The following is a 23,443-nucleotide window of genomic DNA, read 5'->3' on the forward strand; positions in this document are numbered from 1 at the left end:
TAGAGGTGTTTTATGAGTACTGCCAATCCTGTAAAAATTACCGACACGACCCTGAGGGATGCACACCAGTCTTTGATTGCAACCCGCCTCAAAACAGAGGACATGACAGAACTGGCGCATGCCATGGATTCTGTCGGATTCTTCTCTGTAGAAGCATGGGGAGGCGCGACATTCGACAGCGCGATACGGTTCCTCAACGATGACCCGTGGCAGCGCCTGCGCACCTTAAAAGAAGGACTTCCGAACACACCGATACAGATGCTTCTGCGCGGGCAGAATCTTGTCGGATACCGCCATTACCCGGACGATGTAGTGGAAAAGTTCGTGGAGGCTGCCGGCAGAAACGGCGTAGACATCTTCCGGATTTTTGATGCACTCAATGATCTCCGCAACATGGAAAAATCAATGGATGCGGTTAAAAATATCGGTGCACACCTTCAGGGCACAATATCATATACCACCAGCCCGGTGCACTCCACAGAAGGATTCATTGAACTGGCAAAGGACCTGTATGCACACGAATGTGACTCTATCTGCATAAAAGACATGGCAGGCCTCATTATGCCGGAAGAGGCCCGTCAGCTCATCACCGGCATAAAGCGGGAGATTGACATCCCGGTAGACCTGCACAGTCATTCAACAAGCGGCATCTCACCAATGAGTTATCAGGCCGCAATTGAGGCAGGCGTGGACATCCTGGATACCGCCATGTCACCATTTTCAATGGGCACATCCCAGCCTCCAACGGAGAGTATCGTAGCAAGTCTCATCGGAACAGAGCGCGATACCGGGATTGACCTGATGAAACTCCGGCCGGTGAGAGATATCTGTCTTGCGGTCAAGGACAAGTACGGGACACTGGTAAATCCCATATCTGAACGGATTGACAGTGACGTACTCATCTACCAGCTGCCGGGCGGTATGATCTCAAACCTGGTCTCACAACTCAAGGAACAGGACGCACTGGACCGGATTGAAGAAGTCCACAGGGAGATACCACAGGTGAGAAAGGATCTCGGGTATCCGCCACTGGTTACACCCACCAGCCAGATTGTAGGCACTCAGGCGGTCCTTAATGTCCTGATGGGTGCAGAGCGCTACTCCAATGTGACAAAAGAAGTCAAGGACTACGTGCTTGGCCTCTATGGAAAACCTCCCGGCCCCATCTCAGATGAGATCCGTACGCTCATTATCGGTGATGAGGAGCCTTTCACCGGAAGACCCGGTGACCTCCTTGAACCTGCCTATGAGAAGATGGCCGCAGAGGCGCGGGAAGAGGGGATTGTCACAAAAGACGAGGATATCCTCACCTATATTCTCTACCCGGCAATTGCCCCGTCATTTCTGCGTGGTGAGCGGGTACCGGAGGAAATCCCGCGGATGGTGGATGCCAGAGCAGCGCCCGCAGGAGTCATACCCAGTTCCATGGATGTTGAGGTTGACGGAGAAATTTTTGCAGTGCGCATTCTCTCTGTTGATGGTGGTGAAGTCGGTGCTGTCACCCCTACCGGCGCAAAACAGATTCCCCGGACCGCGATAAAAGGGGGAGTCACATCAAATATCCAGGGCATGGTCCTGAAGGTAGAGACCAGAATCGGTGCTGAAGTAAAAAAAGGAGACACACTCGTCGTTCTTGAAGCAATGAAGATGGAAAACCCCATTGTTTCAGCGATAGACGGAAAAGTCACCAACATCTTTGTCGATGCAGGTGACGCCGTCCAGAACGGGGATGTCCTGCTGGTGATTGAATGACATATTTCGAGAGAGTGCTTGTTGCAAACCGCGGAGAGATTGCTATCCGCGTGATGCGTGCCTGCCGCGAGATGGGGATTGAGACCGTTGCCATCTACTCTGAACCGGACAAACATTCCCTCCATGTGAAGTATGCAGATGAATCGTTTCTGGTGGGTGAAGCGCATCCGTCGAAGAGTTACCTGAATCAGGAGCGCATCATTGACATCGCTAAGAAGAGCGGTGCTGAAGCCATTCATCCCGGATATGGATTTCTTGCCGAAAATAGTGGATTTGCGCACCGGTGCGATGAGGAGGGGCTGACATTCATCGGCCCGTCCTGGAAATCCATTGAGGCGATGGGATCAAAGCTGGGCTCCAAACATATGATGGAGGAGGCAGGGGTTCCGGTACTGCCCTACACACCGGACGGAGTCACAACCCTTGATGAGGCAAAGAGGATCTCTGCAGATATTGGCTACCCGGTGATTGTCAAGGCATCTGCCGGAGGTGGCGGTATCGGGATGCAGATCGTGGAAGATGAGGCAGGCCTTGAGGAAGCAATCGAGAAGGGCATGCGTATTGCGGCATCGGCATTCGGTGATTCCACGGTATTTATTGAGAAGTATCTGGTCAAGCCACGGCACATTGAATTCCAGGTACTTGCAGATCAGCACGGGAACCGCGTTCACCTGTATGACCGGGAATGCTCCATCCAGCGACGTCACCAGAAGCTGGTGGAAGAAGCGCCCTGCCCCATTATGACCGATGAACTCAGGGAACGAATGGCAGAATCAGCCCTGAAGGTTACCGAGGCATCAGGATACTATAATGCGGGCACCGTGGAATTCCTCTATGCAAACGGGGAATATTATTTCATGGAGATGAACACCCGTCTGCAGGTCGAACACACGGTCACTGAGATGGTGACCGGCATAGACCTGGTACGCCAGCAGATTGCTGTTGCTGCAGGTGAAGAACTCTCCTTTGCACAGGATGACATCACACTGAACGGGCATGCAATCGAGTGTCGGATCAATGCGGAGGATCCGCTCAACAATTTCCAGGCAGATCCGGGGAAAATTGTCCGCTACCGCTCTCCGGGGGGACCGGGAATCCGGGTGGATTCCGGCATCCACATGGGGTATTCCATTCCGCCAATGTATGACTCGATGATCTCAAAACTCTGCGGCTGGGGCCGAACGAGAACAGAATCTATCGAGCGCATGCGCAGGGCAATCTTTGAGTATGTCATTCTCGGGGTGAAAACAACTCTGCCGCTCCACCACGCAATCATGAATAACCGCCATTTCATCGCGGGGGATACCCACACCCATTTCCTGCAGGAAGAGCATGTAAAGGAAAATCTCAGCAGGTATCTCCGTGAAGAAGAGACACGCATGCAGACTCTGGCAGACTCGCTGCGCCACGGCAAGGAAGCGGCGGCAATATCTGCTGCGGTGAGTGTATACATCTCACAGACGCAGAACAGGGCAGAGTAGGAGAGGGGGAAAAACCCTTCTGCTCGTGCTATTTTATTTAATTATTTTTACCATTCGGATCACTATCATCAGTTTCTTTGCATTTGCCCATTTTGGAAATATCTGTATCAGCTCACACAAGTCAGGGAAAACAGGCAGTAGCTGGAGAAATAAACCAATCGGCAAACACTTACCGGAAAAGAGGGATTGGAAAATTAACCCCGCCTGATATCCCTACCACAATAGAGAGAAAAATCAATATCAGAAGTTTTAATACGACATCCAGCGTTCTTATTGTGCACATTGTGTGCGAGATTATATGCTGTCGTGGCCTAGTTGGTTAGGGCGCCAGACTCATAGGGTTTGAGCAATTTCGGAGCGCTTTATCTGAGACATCTGGAGGTCGTGGGTTCGGATCCCATCGACAGCATAGAAACGTGAGGTTTAGACCTCTTTTCTTTTTTCAAGTCATTACAAAAGATATATAGAATCAATCAAATTCTTAATGCTCCTGAATCTATCTGTCATTTTTGGACCTGATTTTTGGATAGTTACGGTAATCCTGTGCCCTTCAGATTCATGCTTCAGCTTTTTATTCTTCTGAATAAGGACAGGAGCTCTCCATACAGAACAAACCTGAAAAAAATGAATCAAAAACAAATACGCAAAAATGTTTGGTAATACTTCCCGGAATTGATATATTTCGAGCTTTATTGAGTAATTTGCTAAGATTATGTACAATCTATTTATACTATAAATCAAATACATTACAGGAATGACTAATCAGTCATTTGTGGAGATAATGCGTGAAAGAAAAGGTTGAAGACAAAAAAGCAGCCCTTCTGCAATCGGCACTGAAGCTCTTTACGGAAAGAGGGTTCCATGGAACATCCACTGCCCAGATATCAAAAGAGGCAGGTGTAGCCACAGGTACGTTATTCAATTATTTCCCTACGAAAGAGGATCTGATCAATGCCCTGTATTTTGATGTGAAGGGAAAATTAAGCCGCAGTATGGGGAAAGACCTCCAGACGCAGATCACCTTTCATGATAAGCTTAAGAAAATCTGGTATAACATGACCGAATGGGGACTCAACAACCCGGATGATTTTCTTTTTGTCGGGCAATTCTGCTCCTCCCCTTATATTACGAGCTATACACGTGAAGAAGTCTCAAAAGAGTATGTATTCCTTAATGAGCTTGTGAAAGAAGGAATAACAAATGAGGATTTAAGGGACTATCCCATAATACTGGTCACATCAATGTTATATCAGTCTAACAGGACGGTAGTAAACCTGATTCTGGAATCAAAACCGCAGAACACAGATGAGATCATTGAGGATGGTTTTCAGATTATCTGGGATGGACTAGCCAAAAATTAATATATTTTTAACACTAAATTGAGTGAGTGGTCAGTCACCACAGATTACGTGAATGATACCTTCAAAAAAGGAGGAAACTGAAAATGGATAAATCAGATTTACGTGAAAGCACAATCTTCCCAAAAGGAGAAGAGCTTCCGGCAATGTTCAGCGAATATTTTTCAGGCAAAGTATGGCTTAACATGCTGGTTGGAAGGGACAATGAATTTAATTGCCCTATCGGCAATGTGACATTCGAACCCGGATGCATAAATAACTGGCACAGGCACCCGGGAGGACAGATACTGCTCGTCACAGGCGGACGCGGGTACTATCAGGAAGAAGGGAAGCCTGCACGGGAACTGAAACCCGGTGATGTAGTGACAATAGCTCCAAATATTAAACACTGGCATGGTGCAGCACATGACAGCTGGTTCGTGCACCTTTCCGTAGAGACAAACATTGACGCAGGTCCTGCTGAATGGCTGGAACCGGTGGCAGATGAAGAGTACAATAAACTGAAGTGAGGATAGATCGGAGAGACTGCTTTAATGAGTGAAAAACCGCTGCATAAAGACATATTTGAACGTGACAGGTCTGGAGAACCGGTTTCTGTAGATGATCCGGAATACCCGAAATTACGGGAAGTGATGGTTCGTACTGCGGAACTGACCACCAGACTGAATACTTCATTTCATGATGAGGATGAAATACGGAGCCTGTTCAGTGAATTGACCGGTTCTGAGGTTGATGAATCCTCCAGGATAACTCCTCCATTCTATACGGATTTTGGACGGAATATCAGGCTTGGCAAAAATGTGTTTATCAATCACGCTTGTACCTTCATGGATAGAGGAGGCATAACTATCGAAGATGACACTAAGATAGGGCCCAAAGTCAATCTTATCACATCCAATCATTCATTGGATCCGGCACGAAGAAAGGAATTAATATCGACTCCGATTTGGATCAAAGAGAATGTATGGATCGGTGCTGCTGCAACTATTTTACCCGGTGTAACTGTTGGAGAGAACTCTGTAGTAGCAGCTGCTGCTGTCGTTACGCATGATGTTCCTCCTAACACAGTTGTGGCCGGTGTACCGGCAAAGGTCATCAGAACATTGTAACCAATTTAAATTTATGAAGGAAATTCGATATGAAAACTCGTGAAATTCAGAACGGAACAAAGATCAATATGCATTTTGGCAGCACGATCATCCCCGGAATACTAAATGATAGTGAACCTGCCAGAGAGCTTATCAGCAGACTGCCATATACAGTCCGTGCCAGCAGATATGATTACGATATTTGCGGAATAATGGATAAACCGCTATCATTTAATGATGGAGATCTGATTTCAGGCTGGAAAAATGGTGATATTGATTTCACCACCCAGGGGGATTATTTCACCATTCTGTTTGATAATGAAGAAAATTGTTATGGTGAATTTGTAAATCTTGGTGTTATTGACTGTGACCCGTCTAGAATGATTCATTAAGTGGCAGTTTTGATGTTTTGAAAGAACTGGCCTGACAGGAGGGATACTTATTTTGCCCCTTATGAGTGACTAGTCATTCATAATCATTATATACCTCCCCACCGTATATAATCGACCAGTCAGTCAAGGGTTGGAGTAATATAATTCCAATGTATTGGAGAAATGGAAATGACAGAAACCGGAAAAGAAGCTAATGGAAAGACCTTTGAACTCAGTGAAAAGGTAACGGTAGAAAGCGTATCCTACAAGAACAAATACGGAATTACCGTTGCAGCGGATATGTACCTGTCAAAGGATATCGACACGTCGAAACAATATCCGGCACTTGTTATCGGAACGCCGTACGGTGGGGTAAAAGAGCAGGGCGCCGGTATTTACGCACAGAACATGGCAGAACGAGGATTCGTTGCCATTGCGTTCGATGAATCGTATAACGGAGAAAGCAGTGGAGAACCAAGACATATCTCCTCTCCGGATATATTCGTTGAAGACTTCAGCGCAGGAGTAGACTTTTTGGGCACACGCACGTTCGTAGACAGAGATAAGATCGGAGCTATTGGTATATGTGGGAGCGGAGCATTTTCCGTCACTGCAGCCCAGGTTGACCCCCGTATCAAAGCAGTAGCAACTACAAGCATGTACGATATGAGCAGAATGATACGAAAGGGATGGGAAGACTCGATGACTGATGACGAGCGTGCCCAGACGTTGGTTCAGCTTGGCGAGCAGAGATGGAACGACTTTGAAAATGGCAGTCCATTGTTACCTGACGGATTCCCGAGTGAACCAGCCGATTCAATTCCGGAAGGATTAGACCCGATTACCAGTGAATTCTTTGAATATTATGGAATGAAGCGTGGACATCATCCGAATGCAGGAGCAGCATTCACCGTAACAAGCAGCATGTCATTTATGAACTTCCCGCTGATGAACTATATTGAGACGATTTCACCACGGCCAATTTTGTTCATCATCGGTGAAAATGCTCACTCCAGGTATTTCAGTGAAGATGCCTATGAGATGGCCGCCGAACCCAAAGAACTTGTAATTGTTCCGGGAGCAAGGCATATTGACCTGTACGACGGCGGAGACAACAATTATATTCCCTTCGATAAGCTGGAATCCTTCTTTGGAAAGATGTAGGGTGAATATTGGAATATCAGAGTTCCAACGAACTGAATATTGAACAATTGCCCGTAGATGAATGCCAGAAAAACTTATCTTTTTGTCTCTCTATGAGCAGTCGGTCACAGCGCGGCGAAACAAATCAAAATTCAGGAGAATGAAAATGCTATATAGAACTGCCCCAAAAATCGGCGACGATCTTTCAATACTTGGGTTTGGATGCATGCGTCTCCCGGTAAAAGAAGATGGATCGATTGATGAAGAGAGGGCCACAAAACAGGTACGCTACGCTATTGATAACGGCGTAAACTATGTCGATACGGCCTGGCCCTACCACATGGGAGAGAGCGAGCCCTTCCTGGGCCGTGCCCTTGCGGACGGCTACCGCAAGAAGGTAAAGATCGCAACAAAACTTCCTTCGTGGCTTATCGAGACCCGGGAGGACATGGATACGTTCCTGAATGCCCAGCTGGAGAAACTCCGGACAGATCAGATCGATTATTATCTTGCTCATTACCTGGTCGGAGATGAATGGGACAGACTTGAAAAACTGGGCATTCGTGAATTCTTTGATGAAGCCAAGGCAGATGGTCGGATAAAACATGCAGGTTTCTCTTTCCATGGTCATGGGAGCGATTTTAACCGCATCGTTGACGGTTATGACTGGGATTTCTGCCAAATTCAGTACAACTATCTTGATGAAAAAAATCAGGCGGGAACTGCAGGTCTTGAATATGCGGCATCAAAGGGCCTTGCGGTAATGATTATGGAACCCCTTCGGGGAGGAAACCTGACACATCCGGTCCCACCCGAGGTGAAAGAGATCTGGGATCATGCCCGGACCAGGAGAACTCCGGCTGAATGGGCTCTCCGGTGGATCTGGAATCATCCCGAGGTTACCGTGGTCCTCTCCGGGATGAATGAAGAATCCCATGTAAAAGAGAATCTCCGGGTTGCAGGCGAAGCGTATCCAAACTCCCTGACTGAGCTGGAACTGCAGCTGATTGCAGGCGTTGAGAAGAAGTACCGGGAACTGATGAAAGTCAGCTGCACCGGCTGCCGGTATTGTATGCCATGCCCGGCAGGGGTGAACATTCCCCACTGCTTTGAGGTGTACAATAACAAGTATTTATCCGGAAACCCGGATGAAGCCGGATTTTTATACGTGGTGCAACTGAGTGGCATCATAACCAGCGGAGAACCAGAATTTGCATCACAATGTATTCAATGCGGAAAATGCCTGGATAGATGCCCCCAGCACATCGACATCCCAGCCGTCCTTGCAACTGTTGTGGAAGAAATGGAAGGAAACGACCTTGAACAGAGAGTCGCTACTGTCCGGGAGCTTTTCAAAAAGTCGGACTGACACCAATCGAGACAATGGGAAGTACCCACTCATCCAGGGACATATGACAGTCCCAGGATGAGGGAACTTCACGTTCACATTCTATATTATGTATATCATCGTCTTTGCACTGGCAACAGGGCTTCTGATAAATTTATTCATTTAACCGAATTTGGACTGGCATATGGATAAAAAAGAAATCAGAAAATTATTGGAACAGGTATCGGGAGGCTCTATGTCGGTGGATGAAGCGATACTACGCTTTAAAACAGCACCGTTTGAAGACCTTGGATTTGCCAGGATTGACAATCACAGGGGTCTCAGGCAGGGTATTGCAGAGGTCATCTATGGGGCGGGAAAGACACAGGAGCAGATTGCTGAAATTGCCTCTTCGATGCTGGCAAACGGGCAGAAGACGGTACTGATTACACGAATGAACAGGAAGACCGCAGATTTTGTCGGGAAGAAAATACCTCTCCAATACTTTGAAACAGGAAATGTTGGCATTGCCGGTGAAATCCCAGAACCTGACGGATGCGGCAGAATAGTTATTGCCACCGGTGGCACGAGTGACATCCCGGTTGCAGAAGAGGCGGCACTCACGGCCATGGCACTGGGAAACGAGATCACACGGCTCTATGATGTAGGCGTTGCCGGTCTGCACCGGCTACTGGATCACGCAGAGGATATCATGAATGCACGGGTCATTATCGCAATCGCAGGTATGGAAGGTGCTTTAGCAAGTGTTATCGGCGGGCTTGCAGACTGCCCGGTGATAGCCGTTCCGACAAGCGTTGGTTACGGTGCATCTTTCGGCGGCCTCTCCGCACTCCTCTCAATGCTGAATTCCTGTGCGAGCGGTGTTAGTGTAGTGAATATCGATAACGGATTCGGTGCCGGTTACCTGGCAAGCATGATCAATCACATAGGAGCCGATTAAATGAGGATACTGCATCTTGAATGCAACATGGGTGCATCGGGAGATATGCTGATGTCTTCCCTTCTCGAACTGCATCCCGATCCTGAAGGATTTATTCAAAGACTCAACGGACTGGAAATCCCCGGAGTAACTGTTCAGGCAAATTCAGCGGTAAAATGCGGAATTATCGGGACACAGATTGTAGTCACGGTGAACGGTGCAGAAGAAGGCAGCGGAGATATTTTTCATGAACATAATCATGAACAAAACCATGAACATAATCATGCACATGAGCACCATCACCATGGTATGCCCGAGGTCGGGCACATCATCGGCCACCTGAATATTCCGACAGGGGTAAAGAATGATGCACGTGCAGTATACTCGCTGATAGCAGAAGCGGAAAGTCATGTCCACGGAAAACCGGTAGACCAGGTGCATTTCCATGAAGTCGGGACGATGGATGCAATTGCAGATATTGTCGGCGTCTGTCTGTTGATGGAAGAACTAAAACCAGAGCAGATTCTTGCATCACCGGTTCATGTCGGATCAGGAAATGTCCGGTGTGCACACGGGATACTGCCCGTACCTGCCCCCGCAACAGCACACATTCTCAAGGATGTCCCTGTATATGGAGGAATGATACGGGGAGAACTCTGCACTCCGACAGGAGCAGCACTGTTGAAGCATTTCTGTTCTGAATTTTCACCGATGCCTGTTATGAAGGTGCAGAAGATCGGATACGGGATGGGTAAAAAAGATTTTGAGATTGCCAACAGTGTCCGGGCTTTTCTGGGTGAAACCTAAGATGAAAAGGAATCCGGCAGGTCAGGTATAAACTGAGACAAAGATTATGCACGATTTATCAGAAATCATGGCAATCTTCATAAATTTCTCTTTAAACTGAACAAAGACCGATGGAATATAGATATTTACCAAACAGCAGCTGCAGGGTCAGCACAATCGGTATTGGTGCAGGAAGTCTCCGTGAATCCGGACCGGAAGAGATCAGGAAGATCATCAATTCCGGTATGGAACACGGCATAAACCTGATTGATACTGTCATGTCCGATACCAGTGCAGCAGAACCTATTGCACAGGCACTGAAAGGACGACGGGATGAGATGATCATGCAGATCCATCTGGGTGCCGTCTACCCGCATGAAACATATTCGCGAACCAGATCTCTTTCAGAATTACAGAGAGGATTTGAAGGCGAACTGAAAAAATACGGGACGGATTATGCCGATATTGGCCTCATCCATTACGTTGATGAGGTTTCGGACTTTGAAGAGATACTGTCCGGCGGAATTTTCGACTATGCCCTGAAGCTGAAGGATGAAGGAGTGATACGACATCTCGGTTTTTCGTCACATTCCGCGGAAGTTTCCAGGCTCTTTATCGAGACCGGAGAGATCGATGTCTTCATGTTCAGCCTCAATGCCGCCTATGATTTTGAACCGTCAGAGGGCAAACTGATCTTGGCAAAAGAGAGAGCGGAACTCTACCGGGCATGTGAAAAAAGAGGTGTCGGCATCACTGTCATGAAGCCGTACTGCGGCGGGCAGTTGCTGAATGCAAAGACATCCCCGCTGTATCATCGTATGTCAATCCCCCAATGCATCAGATATGCTCTGGACAGTCCCGTTGTTATCTCCTGCCTGCCGGGGGTACGTTCTCTGAAAGATCTGGAGGATGTACTTGGATATTACTCCGCTTCCGAAGAGGAATGCGACTATTCTTTTATCGGCAGTCTGCCGCACAGGGATATTAATGGAATCTGCATTTACTGCGGCCACTGTCAGCCCTGTCCGGCCGGGATCGATATCGCCTCATTGAATAAATATCTGGACCTCGCAAAATCGGGTGACGAACTTGCACGAGACCATTACATGAAACTGGATAAAAACGCAGAAGACTGCACCGGATGTGGCGTCTGCGAAAAGAACTGCCCTTTCCACGTGGACATCCTTGAACGGATACAGGAGGCCTGTGAGCTGTTTCCTCCGGTTACGATCGGGAAGCCATGATTCTGCATGAAAATCAGAATTCTTACCCCAGAATTCATTGATGGTGAGACAAGATCGAACACAAAAATCAAATCTAATATTTCAGGAACAATTCGCTTTTTCTTTTAAGTCCAAAAACAGCAACCTTGTGTTCATCCAGTTCATGCTTCAGCTTTCTGTTCTCATGAACTAGGACATTATTTAACCAGCCAGTTCTTTGATCATTTAATCGAATTATGAAACCTCGCGTCTGTAAACCCACCGACAGCATGATTTTACGAAATTACTTAATTTATTTGCTTTAAATTCTACATACAAATTTTATCATAGCATTGTCATTAGGATTATACTGAGGATGAGTGCTAAAAGTTGTATCTAAAACTTGAACATTTCTAATTTCATTGAGTAAATATAATTTCCATGCTGGTAGATTTCCCGATTTACTATATCCCCCAACTTGAAATGCTCTCAGAGCCTTGTTCCCTTTTTCATTTATTCCTATAAGATGTGGATTTATTTTTCTAATTTGCCCATCATACAAGATATTTACTTGTTTTTTACTTTTAATTGCATTACATAATTTAGGTTCACTCATTCAAATCAAACCTGGACTTTTTAGTTCATTGAAAAATTGAAATAAACTTACTTAAAATTATCCTAAGAAAATTGATAGAAATATTTCTAAATTATGATTCATATTTGAATATAATTCATTGATCTAAATGTGATACATCCCTGTATAATTTGCATAAATGATCTCCAGAAAGATCAATCAATGGTTCATACATGAATGAATTTAAATGAATATTTTCAGGTGTCATAAGGTTTACTCTATCTAATATATTTATTGTATTTCTTTCAGAAGGGAACTCTTTTTTATATTTTCCAACCATAGTTCCAGTAGTCCATTTCTGAATTTTTGTATCAATATCAGTAATCACAGGTTTCATTTTATTATACATATAATATTCAGCTTCAAGCCTAATGCCTATTGACAAAACGATCTTCTCCTCCAAATTATTGCAATTTGAAGCGAGACATTTATTTGAACATGATTTAATTGTATCAAATATCCTATTTGTGGGATTTACAATTTTTATTCCCGCGTTTGGTAGTTCATGTGCCAAAATGAATTCAAGATCCTTATTTGTCAAAAGAAGTGTATCATTTTTTAAATGAAGCATTGAAGTCAGTGATAGATAGTTTTGTTCATCTGTCCCCTTAGTATATTCAATTACATTTCTGATAAAAGGAATAAGAGCAATAACATAATTTTCATTCTTCGAAGCATTTTTAATCCATTCTCGTAATGGCATTTTAACAAATGATGCTTTTTGAAGTTTTATTCCAGAATCATTTTTTTCTGCAATGTAACAGTTATCGTCAGGAATAAATCTAGAATTTAATGTTCTAAAAAAATCAAAATTATGTGTTAAAATAATTTGATAAAAAAAATCGTCTTTTGAAATATCAATCATATATTCAACAATTGCATATTTATTCATATAATCAAATGAATCAGCAATATCATCAAAAATAAATATAGTCTCTTGATTGTTTTTCCTTCTTACTTCAATTTCATAAATTATATCTAATAGATATAATGCCTTTTTTTCACCCTGACTAAGAACCTTCATAGCATTCTCTCTATCAGCAATATATTCCTCATTCGAGTCTTTAAACTCAAATTTTATAGTCGGAGTGTCACTTCCTAAAATTACATCTTCTTTATTTTCAATTTTTACGATAAATGGAACTTTAAATCTACTATTAAATTTATCCTTTACCTCTTCCCATAAAGTAAATTCTTTCTTAGCTTCTTCAATTATCCCTTTAATTTCATCTTTACCAGATCTATAAAGAAAAATTAATTCATTATATCTATCCTCTTCTATTTTTATGTAATTTAACCAAAATTTCTTTTTCAATCCATCTATATCAACCAAATCCGGAATAATAAATTTATTTTTTTCAAGAAATGTCCTAAATTTCTTTAAATTCTCTTTAGCTGTAATTGCATTATCAATTTTTTCAAATTTTTCAATAAGAGATTCATCACCAAATATCCTTTTTTTCTCAGTATCAATTATATTTAAAAAATTTTCATCCGAATTTACTATTTGAGTGCCTTTTTCTGATTCTAATAACACTTTATGATTGGCTTTATAGAAACCACTATTTTTTAAATATTTAGAGACATCAGATGCATTATTATGAGTAAAGATATCTTTTACAAAATAATCAGCTTCTTCAAGCAATTCATCAAATCTTTCAATATACTCTTCTAATAATTTTTTATTATCTTCATCAAGCAAAAATTTCTCAACATCTGGATTGAATATATCTTTATACTTAATTTTAGAAATATCTGAAATTTTTAAATTTTTTATTTCGGAATGCATATTTTCTAAACATACATATAAATCTTGTTCCTTGAAATCATTTAAAATAAAATTTTCATTAGCAATATTATCCCTAATTTTTGATGATTTCTTTATCTCACGAATGAATTCATCTTTCTTCTCATTAAGGTCTTTGTGAATTTTTTCATAACGTTCTTTGAGACTTTTTGTCGCAAGTAACAAAGAAACTTTATCCGACTCAAATGATTCTAAAAAAGGGTGAATTACATAAATTTGATCATTTACTAAAGGATTTCCATTTTCATCATTAATTTCACGAATTGTTTTTCTAGATGGATATCGTAGATCTTTAGAATCACCTGAATTTTGATAATCAGTAAAAGTTTTTGCAAAGGATGATTTCATAGCCCCATTTGAAGCATAAATTCCAAACACTGATTTTTTCTTAATAGAACTGTTTTGTTCAAAACAGAACTCAAAATCAAACTGCTTTATCCCATAACAATTTTCTAAATTAATCGAAACCCTTTTTTGCATCAATGGGTTTTATAAAAATAAGCTTTGATAAATCTTCTGATTTTTATTTGAACATTTGATTTACATATTAATGAGATTAAATAACTTTACTCAAAAATATTCTCTCCCAATCTCTTCAAGTTGATTAATTTTCAATACAAATTAGAAATTCTCAAGACGATAAAGTAAACCATAAACACTCTCCCCAACTCAAAAAACAACCGAAATACCCGGCCAAAACAGAAGCCCACCATTCTACGATCTCATGTCAATCTGATACATAAATCAACTGAAAAAAGTGCCAATAGTAAACCGTTACATCCCTTCAATTTGGGCTTTAATTCGAGTAAAAAATACCATATCGCACGGAATCGTGTGGAATTCCGGTTTCCTTTTCCAAAGGACGGGTAACATCGTGAAAAAGAGCGGCAGGAATGAGGACCTGCATATCTACACCTTCTGCTTTTCCGATCTCTACGCAAAGGCTGGTGACACGGAGTGTGTGATCAAAACCATGTGATCCTGACTGTCTGAAGAAGGTATTAGCAACGACCAGCATCCACTCAGTCTCAGTGTTTTCCGTGTTTTGAGAAACGCTCAGCAGAAATATGGGTTTTGTTATATGCTGGCCCTATTGGCCAACCCACTCATAAGTATCGCTAAGCGGACTTTCGCAATCGCGATAGCCAGTCTGGACTCTAACATTCCAGGTAGACTCGACCGGGAGGTATCTTTCAATGGTTTTTTGTCGGAGCCGTAGGAATCAATCAGGGGGCCTCCGGAGATGTGCCCGCCATCTCTATGTTTACTCTCACATCGTCTTTGCCCCGCATTGCCGAGACGATAACTGCCGGGATCGTAAGAATTGCTGATATAATAAAAACAAACGCAATCCCATCGGTGAACAGAATCTGCGTATCCATTGGCATATTCATGCCACCCACGACAAACATGTTCATCATCGTATCCAGAGGAACGGTTGTGATCAGCAGAGGCATAGCAATGGTCATTGATATTACCATGCCTGTATTTCCAAGGAATGCACGCATCGATGATGCAACTCCCCTGCGTTCGAAGGGAACGGATGCCATGATCGCACTGGTATTCGGGGGCTGGAAAAGCCCGCTTCCAATTCCGTTTACCACCATCCAGGCCGCAAGAACCCAGTACGGCGTATCGTACTGCATCAGGGCAAGGCCGGCAAGCCCGACAAGAGAGATGATAAGCCCGATAGTGCTGATCAGCCGCGACCCATATTTATCGGAGAGAGATCCGCCTATTGGCCCGCCGACGATAAGTCCTATTGCCATTGGTGCAATGAGGATACTTGCCATAAGCGGATCATATCCTCTCAGACCCTGGAAGAAGAGGATCAAGAGAATCATCACAGCACCACGGGCAATTGCATTTAAGAATACACTTGCCTGCCCAAAGGCAAAGATACGGATTTTGAACAGGGACAGGTCGATGAGCGGATGAGAGGAGGTAAGCTCCCACCTGATAAACGCAACTAGCGAAATAATCCCTACCGCAAGAACTGCCAGCATCAAAACCGACAGGGGACCAACGAGAACAGCGACTCCCAGATAGACGGTTAGTGCCACGAATGCAACCGCAAAGAGAAGCATCCCCACTAAATCAAAAGGCTCCACGCTGAATTCCTTTACTTCGCGAAGTCTGGTATGGGCGATATATGCAACAGCGATTCCGATGGGCAGATTGATGAAAAAGTTCAGACGCCAGTCGATCAATGTCAGAACACCGCCAAGGATCGGGCCGACAACAAAAGCGGCTGCCATTATAACAGAAAGGATGCCCATCGCCCTCCCAAGTTCATAATGAGGGAATGCATCGACAACAAGGAGCGTGCTGTTCGCGACAAGAATCGCACCGCCAATCGCCTGAATAATACGGAATATGATGAGCTGGGTAATATCTGCTGCAACTCCACAAAGCAGAGATGCGATGGTGAAAGCAATAATCCCAAAGACATAGAGCTTTTTTCGTCCGTATATGTCGGCCAGACGTCCGCTTGCCGGTGCAAGAATGGTGAGGACCAGCATATAGGCGATTAGTGTCCACATAACTCCGACGAGTGTGGTATTCAGATCCAGCATTAATGTTGGAAGTGCGATGATCAAAGTGGTTGAGTTCAGAACCCCGAGAAGGGAACCCAGCGATGCAATTGCAAGTGCTATCCATTTATAGCGTTGATTATCTGTAGTTGTTTCAGTCAACATATCCTTCCTTTCGTTTTTATTGAAGTATTCATGGTACGGCAAAAGGTGAGAACGCAAAAACTCTTTCTCAACATTCCCAGGCTGATTCTTCAGATATATCAGAGAGTACCTGGTCCGTGTTTGCGATTATCCGGTTCAAAAGACTGAGGGTCATCTCCTGCTCCTCATCGGTAAAACCCTTCAAAAGGGATTTGTTAAGGGAGGTGAGAACCTCAATAATATCCCGTTTCATCGCGGCACCATCATCAGTGAGACTGAGTAGTAAAACCCGGTGGTCTTCCGGGTCACTGCGCCGCCGGACATATCCTCCCTCATTGAGTTTTTTTATCACCCTCGTGCCTATTGCCTTATCTACGCCAATTTTGGATACCAGTTCATCCTGTCGTATTTCAGCATCCTGTGTGAGATAGATGAAGGCTGCCACCTGGCCCGGAATGATGGGGTGGGGCAAAATTTTTTTAAGGATTTTTTGATTGGACCAGTAAAGGATTCCAAGCTTATTTGTTATGCGTTCGCGTTCCATTTGCATTTAGTTGATATGTCAACTGATTATTTAATACTATATTATCGTGCAGATCCTGGGAGGGTAATGATCATCAGAACCGGCTCCAATTCCTGTATAGAAGAAATAAATCAAAAATCTAAGAATAAAAAAAGTGTGTAATATTTGCTGAACTGGCAGATGTTGAGTCTTGAGAATTGACTATTTGAAATGGACACCCATCCATGGTAAAAATATGATATATTCATTTGAGTGACAAACCAGCTAATTATATGGGCAATATATTTCGGAATAAATTTGAGATGGAAGAACAGCTCTCCTGCAGGCGGCCCTGATACTCTTTACAGAAAGAGGGTTCCATGGAACATCCACCGCCCAAATATCAAAAGAAGCAGATGTGGCCAAGGTACGTTATTCAATTATTTCCCTACGAAAGAGGATCTTATTAATGCCCTGTTGTTTGAGGTGAGGGGAAAATTAAGTCGCAGCATGGGGAAAGATCTCCAGACACAGAGCACCTTTCATGATAAGCTTAAGAAAATCTGGTATAATATGACCGAATGGGGACTCAACAACCCGGATGATTTTCTTTTTGCCGGACAATTCTGTTCCTCTCCGTATATTACGAGCTATACACGTGAAGAAGTATCAAAAGAGTATGTATTCCTTTATGATCTTGTGCAAGAAGGAATAACAAATGGCGACATCAGGGACAATTCCATAATGCTGGTCACAGCAATGCTTTATCAGTCTCACAGGACGGTAGTAAACCTGATTCTGGAATCAAAACCGCAGAACATAGATGAGATCATTGAGGATGGTTTTCAGATTATCTGGGGTGGACTAGCCAAAAATTAATATAATTTTAACACCAAACTGAGTGAGCGGTCAGTCACTGGAGAGTGATTGAATGATACCTTCAAAAAAGGAGGAAACTGAAAATGGATAAATCAGATTTACGTGAAAGCACAATCTTTCCAAAAGGAGAAGAGCTTCCGGCAATGTTCAGCGAATATTTTTCAGGCAAAGTATGGCTTAACATGCTGGTTGGAAGGGACAATGAATTTAATTGTCCTATCGGCAATGTGACATTCGAACCCGGATGCATAAATAACTGGCATAGGCACCCCGGAGGTCAGATACTGCTCGTCACAGGCGGACGCGGTTATTACCAGGAAGAAGGAAAGCCTGCACGGGAACTTAAAACAGGTGATGTAGTGCTAATCTCTTCAAATGTAAAACACTGGCATGGTGCAGCACATGACAGCTGGTTCGTCCATCTTTCCGTAGAGACAAACATTGACGCAGGTCCTGCTGAATGGCTGGAACCGGTGGCTGAAGAGGAATATCTCGCTTTAAAATAGACAATAGATAATGGTACAGAAACGTGAACAAGTGTCGGAGATGAACAGCTGAAAATTATTTTTAGCCCAGTGGTGAGTGATTAGTCAATCATAACACATATATGTAGGAAGCGACATATAAGATTGACTAGTCAGTCACCAAACATGATATTAAAATACGTCTCATGTATTGGAGGAAAAATGTCAGAAATTACCGAAAACAAAAGAGAAGCCAGCGAAAAAACCTTTGAACTCAGTAAAAAGGTAACGGTAGAAAGCGTATCCTACAAGAACAAATACGGAATTACCGTTGCAGCGGATATGTACCTGTCAAAGGATATTGACACGTCGAAGCAGTATCCGGCACTTATTATCGGAACACCATATGGTGGGGTAAAAGAGCAGGGCGCCGGCATTTACGCACAGAATATGGCCGAACGTGGATTCGTTGCCATTGCGTTCGACGAATCATATAACGGAGAAAGCAGTGGAGAACCTAGACAGATCTCTTCTCCGGATCTGTTCGTTGAAGACTTCAGTGCAGGAGTAGATTTCCTTGGAACAAGAGACTTTGTAGACAGAGATAAGATCGGAGCTATCGGCATCTGTGGAAGCGGAGCGTTTTCAATCACTGCAGCACAGGTTGACCCGCGTATCAAAGCAGTAGCAACTGCAAGCATGTATGATATGAGCAGGATGCTACGAAAGGGATGGGAAGACACGATGACTGATGAACAGCGTGCCCAGGCGTTGGTTCAGCTTGGCGAGCAGAGATGGAAAGACTTTGAAAATGGCAGTCCATTACTGCCTGACGGATTCCCCGGTGAACCGGCTGACTCAATTCCGGAAGGATTAGACCCGATTACCAGTGAATTCTTTGAATATTATGCAATGAAGCGTGGACATCATCCGAATGCAGGAGCAGCATTCACTGTGACAAGCACTATGTCATTTATGAATTTCCCGTTGATGAACTATATTGAGACAATTTCACCACGGCCAATCCTGTTCATCATCGGTGAGAACGCTCACTCCAGGTATTTCAGTGAAGATGCCTATGAGATGGCTGCTGAGCCAAAAGAACTGGTAATCATTCCGGGAGCACGACACATTGATCTATACGACAGAACTGACATGATTCCGTTTGACAAACTCGAGTCGTTCTTTTCAAAAAATCTGGGGTGAATGATGAGAATTAATACCTCTAAATTATTACCCGTTTTTGGTCTGATATTAGGCCTGCTCTTACTTACAACATCAATTGCCGGATGTACTAGTCCGGTGCAAAATGAAACTGAACCAATAGGTGTAGATACTGCGTCCGTAAAATCTGATGAAAATACTGTCGAAGCAAAAACCGAACCCGTTTTTGAGAAAGGGATGTTAGCAGAAGGTCCTTTGGGCCAGATGTTCCAGGGAGATGTCTGGGTAAAGATGCTCGGCTCAGGTGACGGATATAATTCCTATGACGTGATATTCTCAGAAGGAGCCAGAACGCACTGGCATTCGCATACAGAGATACAGCTGCTGTACATTCTTAGTGGAGAAGGCTGGTATCAGGAAGAAGGAAAGCCCGCACAACTCTTAAGAGTTGGAGATTCTGTGGAGATCCCTGCAAACGTTACGCACTGGCATGGAGCAACTGCTGATAGTTCTTTTGAACATCTGGGAGTTACTATGAATCCCGAATCAGAACAGACTGAACGGTTTGATCCTGTAAGCGATGAAGAATACGCTAATCTTGCCGCAAATGCACAGGAAAATGTCTATCCAAGTCCGGAAATAGTAATGCCTGATCCTGGTTATGTGGATCCTGAAACTCTCACCTTCGAGCTCAGTGATGATGTCACTGTCCAAAAAGTGACCTACAAAAACAGATTTGGCATAGAGCTTGCAGGCCATCTGTATTATGCAAAAGATCTGGATCTGTCTGAGAAGCACCCGGCAATCGTTATAGGACCTCCATATGGCGGAGTAAAAGAACAGGGGCCGGGAATCTACGCACAGGATATGGCCAGAAGAGGATTTGTTGCTTTAGCGTTTGATCCTTCATACAACGGAGAGAGCGGAGGAGAACCCAGACACACCGCATCTCCGGAGATATTTGTCGAAGACTTCAGTGCCGGAGTAGATTTCCTTGGAACACGGGACTTTGTAGACAGGGAAAAAATCGGAGCTATCGGCATCTGTGGAAGTGGAGGATTCGCCATTACTGCAACAGAAGTCGATCCGAGAATCAAGGCAGTAGCAACTGCAAGCATGTATGATATAAGCAGCATGACAAGGGACGGATTCGGCTACACCATGACCGACGAACAGCGTGCTGCAACCCTTGAGAGTGTAGCAGAAGGAAGATACGAGACCTTTGAGAGCGGATACGCACGTCAGCCCGAGACTCCAAGAGCACCGGCAGATTCTGTTCCGGAAGGCCTTAACCCTGTAATGAGTGAGTTCTTCGAGTATTACAGTATGGAGAGGGGATTCCATCCGAATGCATTGCCCGGCTTTACCGCATCCAGCACTATGGGATTCATGAACTTCCCAATGATGAATTACATCGACACCATATCACCACGTCCGATACTGTTCATCATGGGAGAGAATGCACACTCCAGGTACTACACCGAGGAAGCTTACGAGAAGGCTGCTGAGCCAAAAGAACTGGTAATTGTTCCGGGAGCACGGCATATTGATCTGTACGACGGCGGAGACAACAATTATATCCCCTTCGATAAGCTGGAAGAATTTTTTAACCAATATTTGGAATAAAACTGGTATCAGACATGGGTCAAAACACCAATGACAATTTAAACAGAAGGAAAAATAAGGGGGAAATTCCCATTGCTAACACCACATCCCCTGAATGTGTTGACCACAAAGAGAAAATTACTGAATATAATGGCTTAAACCTGGATGGAGAGCGTGCCTTATATGGTATACAGAATGCAACAATCAGCAATTGTATATTTGATGGCCCCCGTGATGGAGAATCCGCTTTAAAAGAAAGTCAAGACATATACGTTTCAGATTGTGATTTCAGGCTTCGTTATCCATTTTGGCATGTCAAAAACGCCCAAATGGAAAATAGTCGTATGACAGAAACATGCCGTGCCGCATTATGGTATTGTAAACACATGACAATAAAAAATTGTCATATGGGCGGCATTAAAGCAGTACGGGAATGTGAAGACGTCAATATTGAAGACTGTACTATTCAGTCATCCGAATTTGGATGGTTCTCAAACAAAATAATGGTAAAAAATACGGAGCTCGAGTCTGAATATCCATTCTTACAGAGCTCCGACATTTTGCTAGATAACTTTGTATTGAATGGTAAATACTCATTTCAGTATGTAGAAAATGTTGAAATCAGGAATTCCCGTCTGGATACAAAAGATGCGTTCTGGCACAGCAAAAATGTCACAGTATCTGACAGTATTGTAAAAGGCGAATACCTGGGATGGTACTCGGAAAATCTCAAACTTGTCGGCTGTAAAATAATCGGAACCCAGCCGCTCTGTTATGCAAAAGGGCTGATTTTGGAGGATTGTGAAATGATCGATTGTGATCTTGCATTTGAATACAGCGATGTGCATGCTACAATTACCGGTCCGATTACCAGTGTAAAAAATCCATGCAGCGGACATATCAGTGCAGATTCGATCGGAGAGGTAATACTGGATGAAAATCAGTCATCTGATGCTTCATGTGTTATCGAAGTCAGGATGGACGGGCACACCTCCTCTGAGGAACAGCCCCTGACTTTTGCGGATGGATGTGGCAGGATGCAGTGCGAGGGTGACCATATCTCAGAGATCTGCCAGTGTGATAAATAATAACAATGTGCACGTGCAAGAAGCATAAAAAACGGGGCCTCTTCAATGAAAATTATCCCTGATTCTGATGGAACCAAATGGATGTTGATTTGTTTTGGAATACTGCTGCTGGCAATTTCAGGCACAGGATGTACTGAACAAGACAACATGGATCACATAAATACCATTGTTCAATCGGATGTACATCCATCCGAACAGACTGTTACAGCAGAGCAGGGGCAAAATCCGGCTTTATCGGATATGAGTGTTAAGATCACTTCACAGGGACATATAGCAACATTCCGGCTATATGATACAATTGCTGCCAAAGAACTGTATGAACAACTGCCACTGGAACTGGATCTAACGAATTTCCAGGATGCACAGTGGATGTTCTACCCGCCAAAGAGACTGAATGTCACTGCACAGGAGGCGTATCATGACGGTAAAAAGGGCGAACTCAGCTACTATGAGCCATGGGGTGATGTGTTCATGCTCTATGAGGATTTCTATGCCGGTGACGAGATGCATCCTTTAGGTATATGCATCTCGGGAATTGATGAGATTGCCAATATGTCGGGCAGCGTGCAGATCGAAAAAAATGACCTTGGTCCGGAAGAGGAGGATGAAAAAATGCAAATCAGTGTTCAGGCAAATGAAGAAACGACTATATTTGAGCTCAATCGCGGGAACGCTGCAAAAGAACTCTATGAACAGTTGCCCATAACGGTCGATGTTGAAGATTTCGGCAGTAATGAAAAGATATTTTATCCACCCAAAAAGCTCGATACAACGAACACACCTATGGCAAATGCAAAAGACGGAACACTTGCATATTATGCCCCATGGGGAGATGTGGTAATGTTTTATGCTAATTTTGGCTCTGCAGACGGTTTGTACGAGTTGGGCAATGTCGTATCAGGCGGTGAGCATATCAAAAATATGTCAGGCACAATACTGGTTGAGAAACGGTAAATAAAACCAGAATTTTTTTCAAAATAGAAACAGCCACCCGACAGGGCAATTTTAGTGACTACAAACGAATGTACAGGTTTTAATGAAGACGCAAAGAAAATTCGCGTAGCTGTTTTTCCGCATTCCAGCAACATACGTGGGAGTACAAGTCAGAAAAATGAAAAAGTGTTCAGGAAATCTCGTTGATATTCGGGCCACTAAATTCATGGTTCTATGGCAA

Annotated in this window: 22 protein-coding genes and 1 tRNA gene; 18 read left to right on the plus strand and 5 right to left on the minus strand. The window is 43.8% G+C overall.

Annotation, left to right across the window (positions count from 1 at the left end; translation table 11 throughout):
- Nucleotides 1-12 precede the first annotated feature (12 nt).
- The 12 genes from OU421_RS01340 to OU421_RS01395 all read left to right on the plus strand — a co-directional run bounded on the left by OU421_RS01340 (nucleotide 13) and on the right by OU421_RS01395 (nucleotide 11,490).
- The gene (locus OU421_RS01340; protein ID WP_268186790.1) at nucleotides 13-1,752 is read left to right on the plus strand and encodes a pyruvate/oxaloacetate carboxyltransferase; all 1,740 of its coding nucleotides are present in this window, start codon (nucleotides 13-15) and stop codon (nucleotides 1,750-1,752) included.
- The gene (locus OU421_RS01345; RefSeq protein ID WP_268186791.1) at nucleotides 1,749-3,233 is read left to right on the plus strand and encodes an acetyl-CoA carboxylase biotin carboxylase subunit; all 1,485 of its coding nucleotides are present in this window, start codon (nucleotides 1,749-1,751) and stop codon (nucleotides 3,231-3,233) included. The genes OU421_RS01340 and OU421_RS01345 overlap by 4 nt, the downstream gene beginning before the upstream one ends.
- A gap of 300 nt (nucleotides 3,234-3,533) precedes the next feature.
- Nucleotides 3,534-3,642, plus strand: a tRNA-Met gene (locus OU421_RS01350).
- A 376-nt stretch (nucleotides 3,643-4,018) separates the two neighbouring features.
- Nucleotides 4,019-4,594, plus strand: coding sequence for a TetR/AcrR family transcriptional regulator (locus OU421_RS01355; protein ID WP_268186792.1), 576 nt, complete (start codon nucleotides 4,019-4,021; stop codon nucleotides 4,592-4,594).
- Between the two features lie 83 nt (nucleotides 4,595-4,677).
- Complete coding sequence (locus tag OU421_RS01360) at nucleotides 4,678-5,100, plus strand: cupin domain-containing protein (protein WP_268186793.1); 423 nt, start codon at nucleotides 4,678-4,680, stop codon at nucleotides 5,098-5,100.
- Nucleotides 5,101-5,124: 24 nt separating this feature from the next.
- Entirely contained in the window at nucleotides 5,125-5,700 is a 576-nt protein-coding gene (locus tag OU421_RS01365; protein WP_268186794.1) for a sugar O-acetyltransferase, read from the plus strand.
- Nucleotides 5,701-5,729: 29 nt separating this feature from the next.
- Nucleotides 5,730-6,071 carry a cyclophilin-like fold protein gene (locus OU421_RS01370; protein WP_268186796.1) on the plus strand — a complete coding sequence of 114 codons (342 nt, stop codon included), beginning with the start codon at nucleotides 5,730-5,732 and terminating at the stop codon, nucleotides 6,069-6,071.
- A 168-nt stretch (nucleotides 6,072-6,239) separates the two neighbouring features.
- A complete protein-coding gene (locus OU421_RS01375) occupies nucleotides 6,240-7,214 on the plus strand; it encodes an alpha/beta hydrolase (RefSeq protein WP_268186797.1) in 975 nt (324 codons plus the stop codon).
- A gap of 145 nt (nucleotides 7,215-7,359) precedes the next feature.
- Nucleotides 7,360-8,562 (plus strand): aldo/keto reductase, encoded by a 1,203-nt coding sequence (locus tag OU421_RS01380; RefSeq protein ID WP_268186799.1) that lies wholly within the window; start codon nucleotides 7,360-7,362, stop codon nucleotides 8,560-8,562.
- A 163-nt stretch (nucleotides 8,563-8,725) separates the two neighbouring features.
- Nucleotides 8,726-9,481, plus strand: a complete 756-nt coding sequence (gene larB, locus OU421_RS01385; protein WP_268186801.1) for a nickel pincer cofactor biosynthesis protein LarB — start codon at nucleotides 8,726-8,728, stop codon at nucleotides 9,479-9,481.
- On the plus strand, nucleotides 9,482-10,267 hold the full coding sequence (gene larC / locus OU421_RS01390; RefSeq protein WP_268186803.1) for a nickel pincer cofactor biosynthesis protein LarC: 786 nt from the start codon (nucleotides 9,482-9,484) through the stop codon (nucleotides 10,265-10,267).
- 110 nt (nucleotides 10,268-10,377) lie between these two features.
- On the plus strand, nucleotides 10,378-11,490 hold the full coding sequence (locus OU421_RS01395) for an aldo/keto reductase (protein WP_268186804.1): 1,113 nt from the start codon (nucleotides 10,378-10,380) through the stop codon (nucleotides 11,488-11,490).
- Nucleotides 11,491-11,770: 280 nt separating this feature from the next.
- Here OU421_RS01395 and OU421_RS01400 read toward each other — a convergent pair whose 3' ends face one another.
- From OU421_RS01400 to OU421_RS01420, 5 genes are all read right to left on the minus strand, one after another.
- A complete protein-coding gene (locus OU421_RS01400) occupies nucleotides 11,771-12,064 on the minus strand; it encodes a WYL domain-containing protein (protein WP_268186805.1) in 294 nt (97 codons plus the stop codon).
- Nucleotides 12,065-12,179: 115 nt separating this feature from the next.
- Complete coding sequence (locus OU421_RS01405; RefSeq protein ID WP_268186806.1) at nucleotides 12,180-14,369, minus strand: ATP-binding protein; 2,190 nt, start codon at nucleotides 14,367-14,369, stop codon at nucleotides 12,180-12,182.
- A 316-nt stretch (nucleotides 14,370-14,685) separates the two neighbouring features.
- On the minus strand, nucleotides 14,686-14,907 hold the full coding sequence (locus OU421_RS01410; RefSeq protein ID WP_326493515.1) for an HD domain-containing protein: 222 nt from the start codon (nucleotides 14,905-14,907) through the stop codon (nucleotides 14,686-14,688).
- A 208-nt stretch (nucleotides 14,908-15,115) separates the two neighbouring features.
- Nucleotides 15,116-16,588, minus strand: coding sequence for a DHA2 family efflux MFS transporter permease subunit (locus tag OU421_RS01415; protein ID WP_268186807.1), 1,473 nt, complete (start codon nucleotides 16,586-16,588; stop codon nucleotides 15,116-15,118).
- A gap of 67 nt (nucleotides 16,589-16,655) precedes the next feature.
- The gene (locus OU421_RS01420; protein ID WP_268186808.1) at nucleotides 16,656-17,111 is read right to left on the minus strand and encodes a MarR family winged helix-turn-helix transcriptional regulator; all 456 of its coding nucleotides are present in this window, start codon (nucleotides 17,109-17,111) and stop codon (nucleotides 16,656-16,658) included.
- 231 nt (nucleotides 17,112-17,342) lie between these two features.
- On the opposite strand from OU421_RS01420, the gene OU421_RS13100 reads away from it, so the two are divergent.
- The 6 genes from OU421_RS13100 (at nucleotide 17,343) to OU421_RS01450 (ending at nucleotide 23,223) form a co-directional block, all read left to right on the plus strand.
- Entirely contained in the window at nucleotides 17,343-17,948 is a 606-nt protein-coding gene (locus OU421_RS13100) for a TetR/AcrR family transcriptional regulator (RefSeq protein WP_268186809.1), read from the plus strand.
- A gap of 83 nt (nucleotides 17,949-18,031) precedes the next feature.
- On the plus strand, nucleotides 18,032-18,454 hold the full coding sequence (locus tag OU421_RS01430; RefSeq protein ID WP_268186810.1) for a cupin domain-containing protein: 423 nt from the start codon (nucleotides 18,032-18,034) through the stop codon (nucleotides 18,452-18,454).
- A 180-nt stretch (nucleotides 18,455-18,634) separates the two neighbouring features.
- The gene (locus OU421_RS01435) at nucleotides 18,635-19,618 is read left to right on the plus strand and encodes an alpha/beta hydrolase (protein ID WP_268186811.1); all 984 of its coding nucleotides are present in this window, start codon (nucleotides 18,635-18,637) and stop codon (nucleotides 19,616-19,618) included.
- Nucleotides 19,619-21,202: a cupin domain-containing protein gene (locus tag OU421_RS01440; protein WP_268186812.1), complete on the plus strand. Its 1,584-nt coding sequence runs from the start codon at nucleotides 19,619-19,621 to the stop codon at nucleotides 21,200-21,202.
- 14 nt (nucleotides 21,203-21,216) lie between these two features.
- Nucleotides 21,217-22,269 (plus strand): DUF3737 family protein, encoded by a 1,053-nt coding sequence (locus OU421_RS01445; protein ID WP_268186813.1) that lies wholly within the window; start codon nucleotides 21,217-21,219, stop codon nucleotides 22,267-22,269.
- A 45-nt stretch (nucleotides 22,270-22,314) separates the two neighbouring features.
- On the plus strand, nucleotides 22,315-23,223 hold the full coding sequence (locus OU421_RS01450) for a cyclophilin-like fold protein (RefSeq protein WP_268186814.1): 909 nt from the start codon (nucleotides 22,315-22,317) through the stop codon (nucleotides 23,221-23,223).
- Nucleotides 23,224-23,443 lie beyond the last annotated feature (220 nt).

The sequence above is a fragment of the Methanogenium organophilum genome (assembly GCF_026684035.1).
Taxonomy (GTDB): Archaea; Halobacteriota; Methanomicrobia; order Methanomicrobiales; family Methanomicrobiaceae; genus Methanogenium; species Methanogenium organophilum.

Bases quoted from the DNA above. Each gene is read 5' to 3' on its own strand.
- OU421_RS01375 (WP_268186797.1), top strand. From the start codon at position 6,240: ATGACAGAAACCGGAAAAGAAGCTAATGGAAAGACCTTTGAACTCAGT.
- OU421_RS01380 (WP_268186799.1), top strand. From the start codon at position 7,360: ATGCTATATAGAACTGCCCCAAAAATCGGCGACGATCTTTCAATACTT.
- OU421_RS01440 (WP_268186812.1), top strand. From the start codon at position 19,619: ATGATGAGAATTAATACCTCTAAATTATTACCCGTTTTTGGTCTGATA.
- OU421_RS01360 (WP_268186793.1), top strand. From the start codon at position 4,678: ATGGATAAATCAGATTTACGTGAAAGCACAATCTTCCCAAAAGGAGAA.
- OU421_RS01395 (WP_268186804.1), top strand. From the start codon at position 10,378: ATGGAATATAGATATTTACCAAACAGCAGCTGCAGGGTCAGCACAATC.
- OU421_RS01405 (WP_268186806.1), bottom strand. From the start codon at position 14,369: ATGCAAAAAAGGGTTTCGATTAATTTAGAAAATTGTTATGGGATAAAG.
- OU421_RS01400 (WP_268186805.1), bottom strand. From the start codon at position 12,064: ATGAGTGAACCTAAATTATGTAATGCAATTAAAAGTAAAAAACAAGTA.
- OU421_RS01365 (WP_268186794.1), top strand. From the start codon at position 5,125: ATGAGTGAAAAACCGCTGCATAAAGACATATTTGAACGTGACAGGTCT.
- larB (WP_268186801.1), top strand. From the start codon at position 8,726: ATGGATAAAAAAGAAATCAGAAAATTATTGGAACAGGTATCGGGAGGC.
- OU421_RS01435 (WP_268186811.1), top strand. From the start codon at position 18,635: ATGTCAGAAATTACCGAAAACAAAAGAGAAGCCAGCGAAAAAACCTTT.
- OU421_RS01415 (WP_268186807.1), bottom strand. From the start codon at position 16,588: ATGTTGACTGAAACAACTACAGATAATCAACGCTATAAATGGATAGCA.
- OU421_RS01420 (WP_268186808.1), bottom strand. From the start codon at position 17,111: ATGGAACGCGAACGCATAACAAATAAGCTTGGAATCCTTTACTGGTCC.
- OU421_RS01340 (WP_268186790.1), top strand. From the start codon at position 13: ATGAGTACTGCCAATCCTGTAAAAATTACCGACACGACCCTGAGGGAT.
- OU421_RS01345 (WP_268186791.1), top strand. From the start codon at position 1,749: ATGACATATTTCGAGAGAGTGCTTGTTGCAAACCGCGGAGAGATTGCT.
- OU421_RS01445 (WP_268186813.1), top strand. From the start codon at position 21,217: ATGGGTCAAAACACCAATGACAATTTAAACAGAAGGAAAAATAAGGGG.
- OU421_RS01370 (WP_268186796.1), top strand. From the start codon at position 5,730: ATGAAAACTCGTGAAATTCAGAACGGAACAAAGATCAATATGCATTTT.
- OU421_RS01410 (WP_326493515.1), bottom strand. From the start codon at position 14,907: ATGCTGGTCGTTGCTAATACCTTCTTCAGACAGTCAGGATCACATGGT.
- OU421_RS01430 (WP_268186810.1), top strand. From the start codon at position 18,032: ATGGATAAATCAGATTTACGTGAAAGCACAATCTTTCCAAAAGGAGAA.
- OU421_RS01450 (WP_268186814.1), top strand. From the start codon at position 22,315: ATGAAAATTATCCCTGATTCTGATGGAACCAAATGGATGTTGATTTGT.
- larC (WP_268186803.1), top strand. From the start codon at position 9,482: ATGAGGATACTGCATCTTGAATGCAACATGGGTGCATCGGGAGATATG.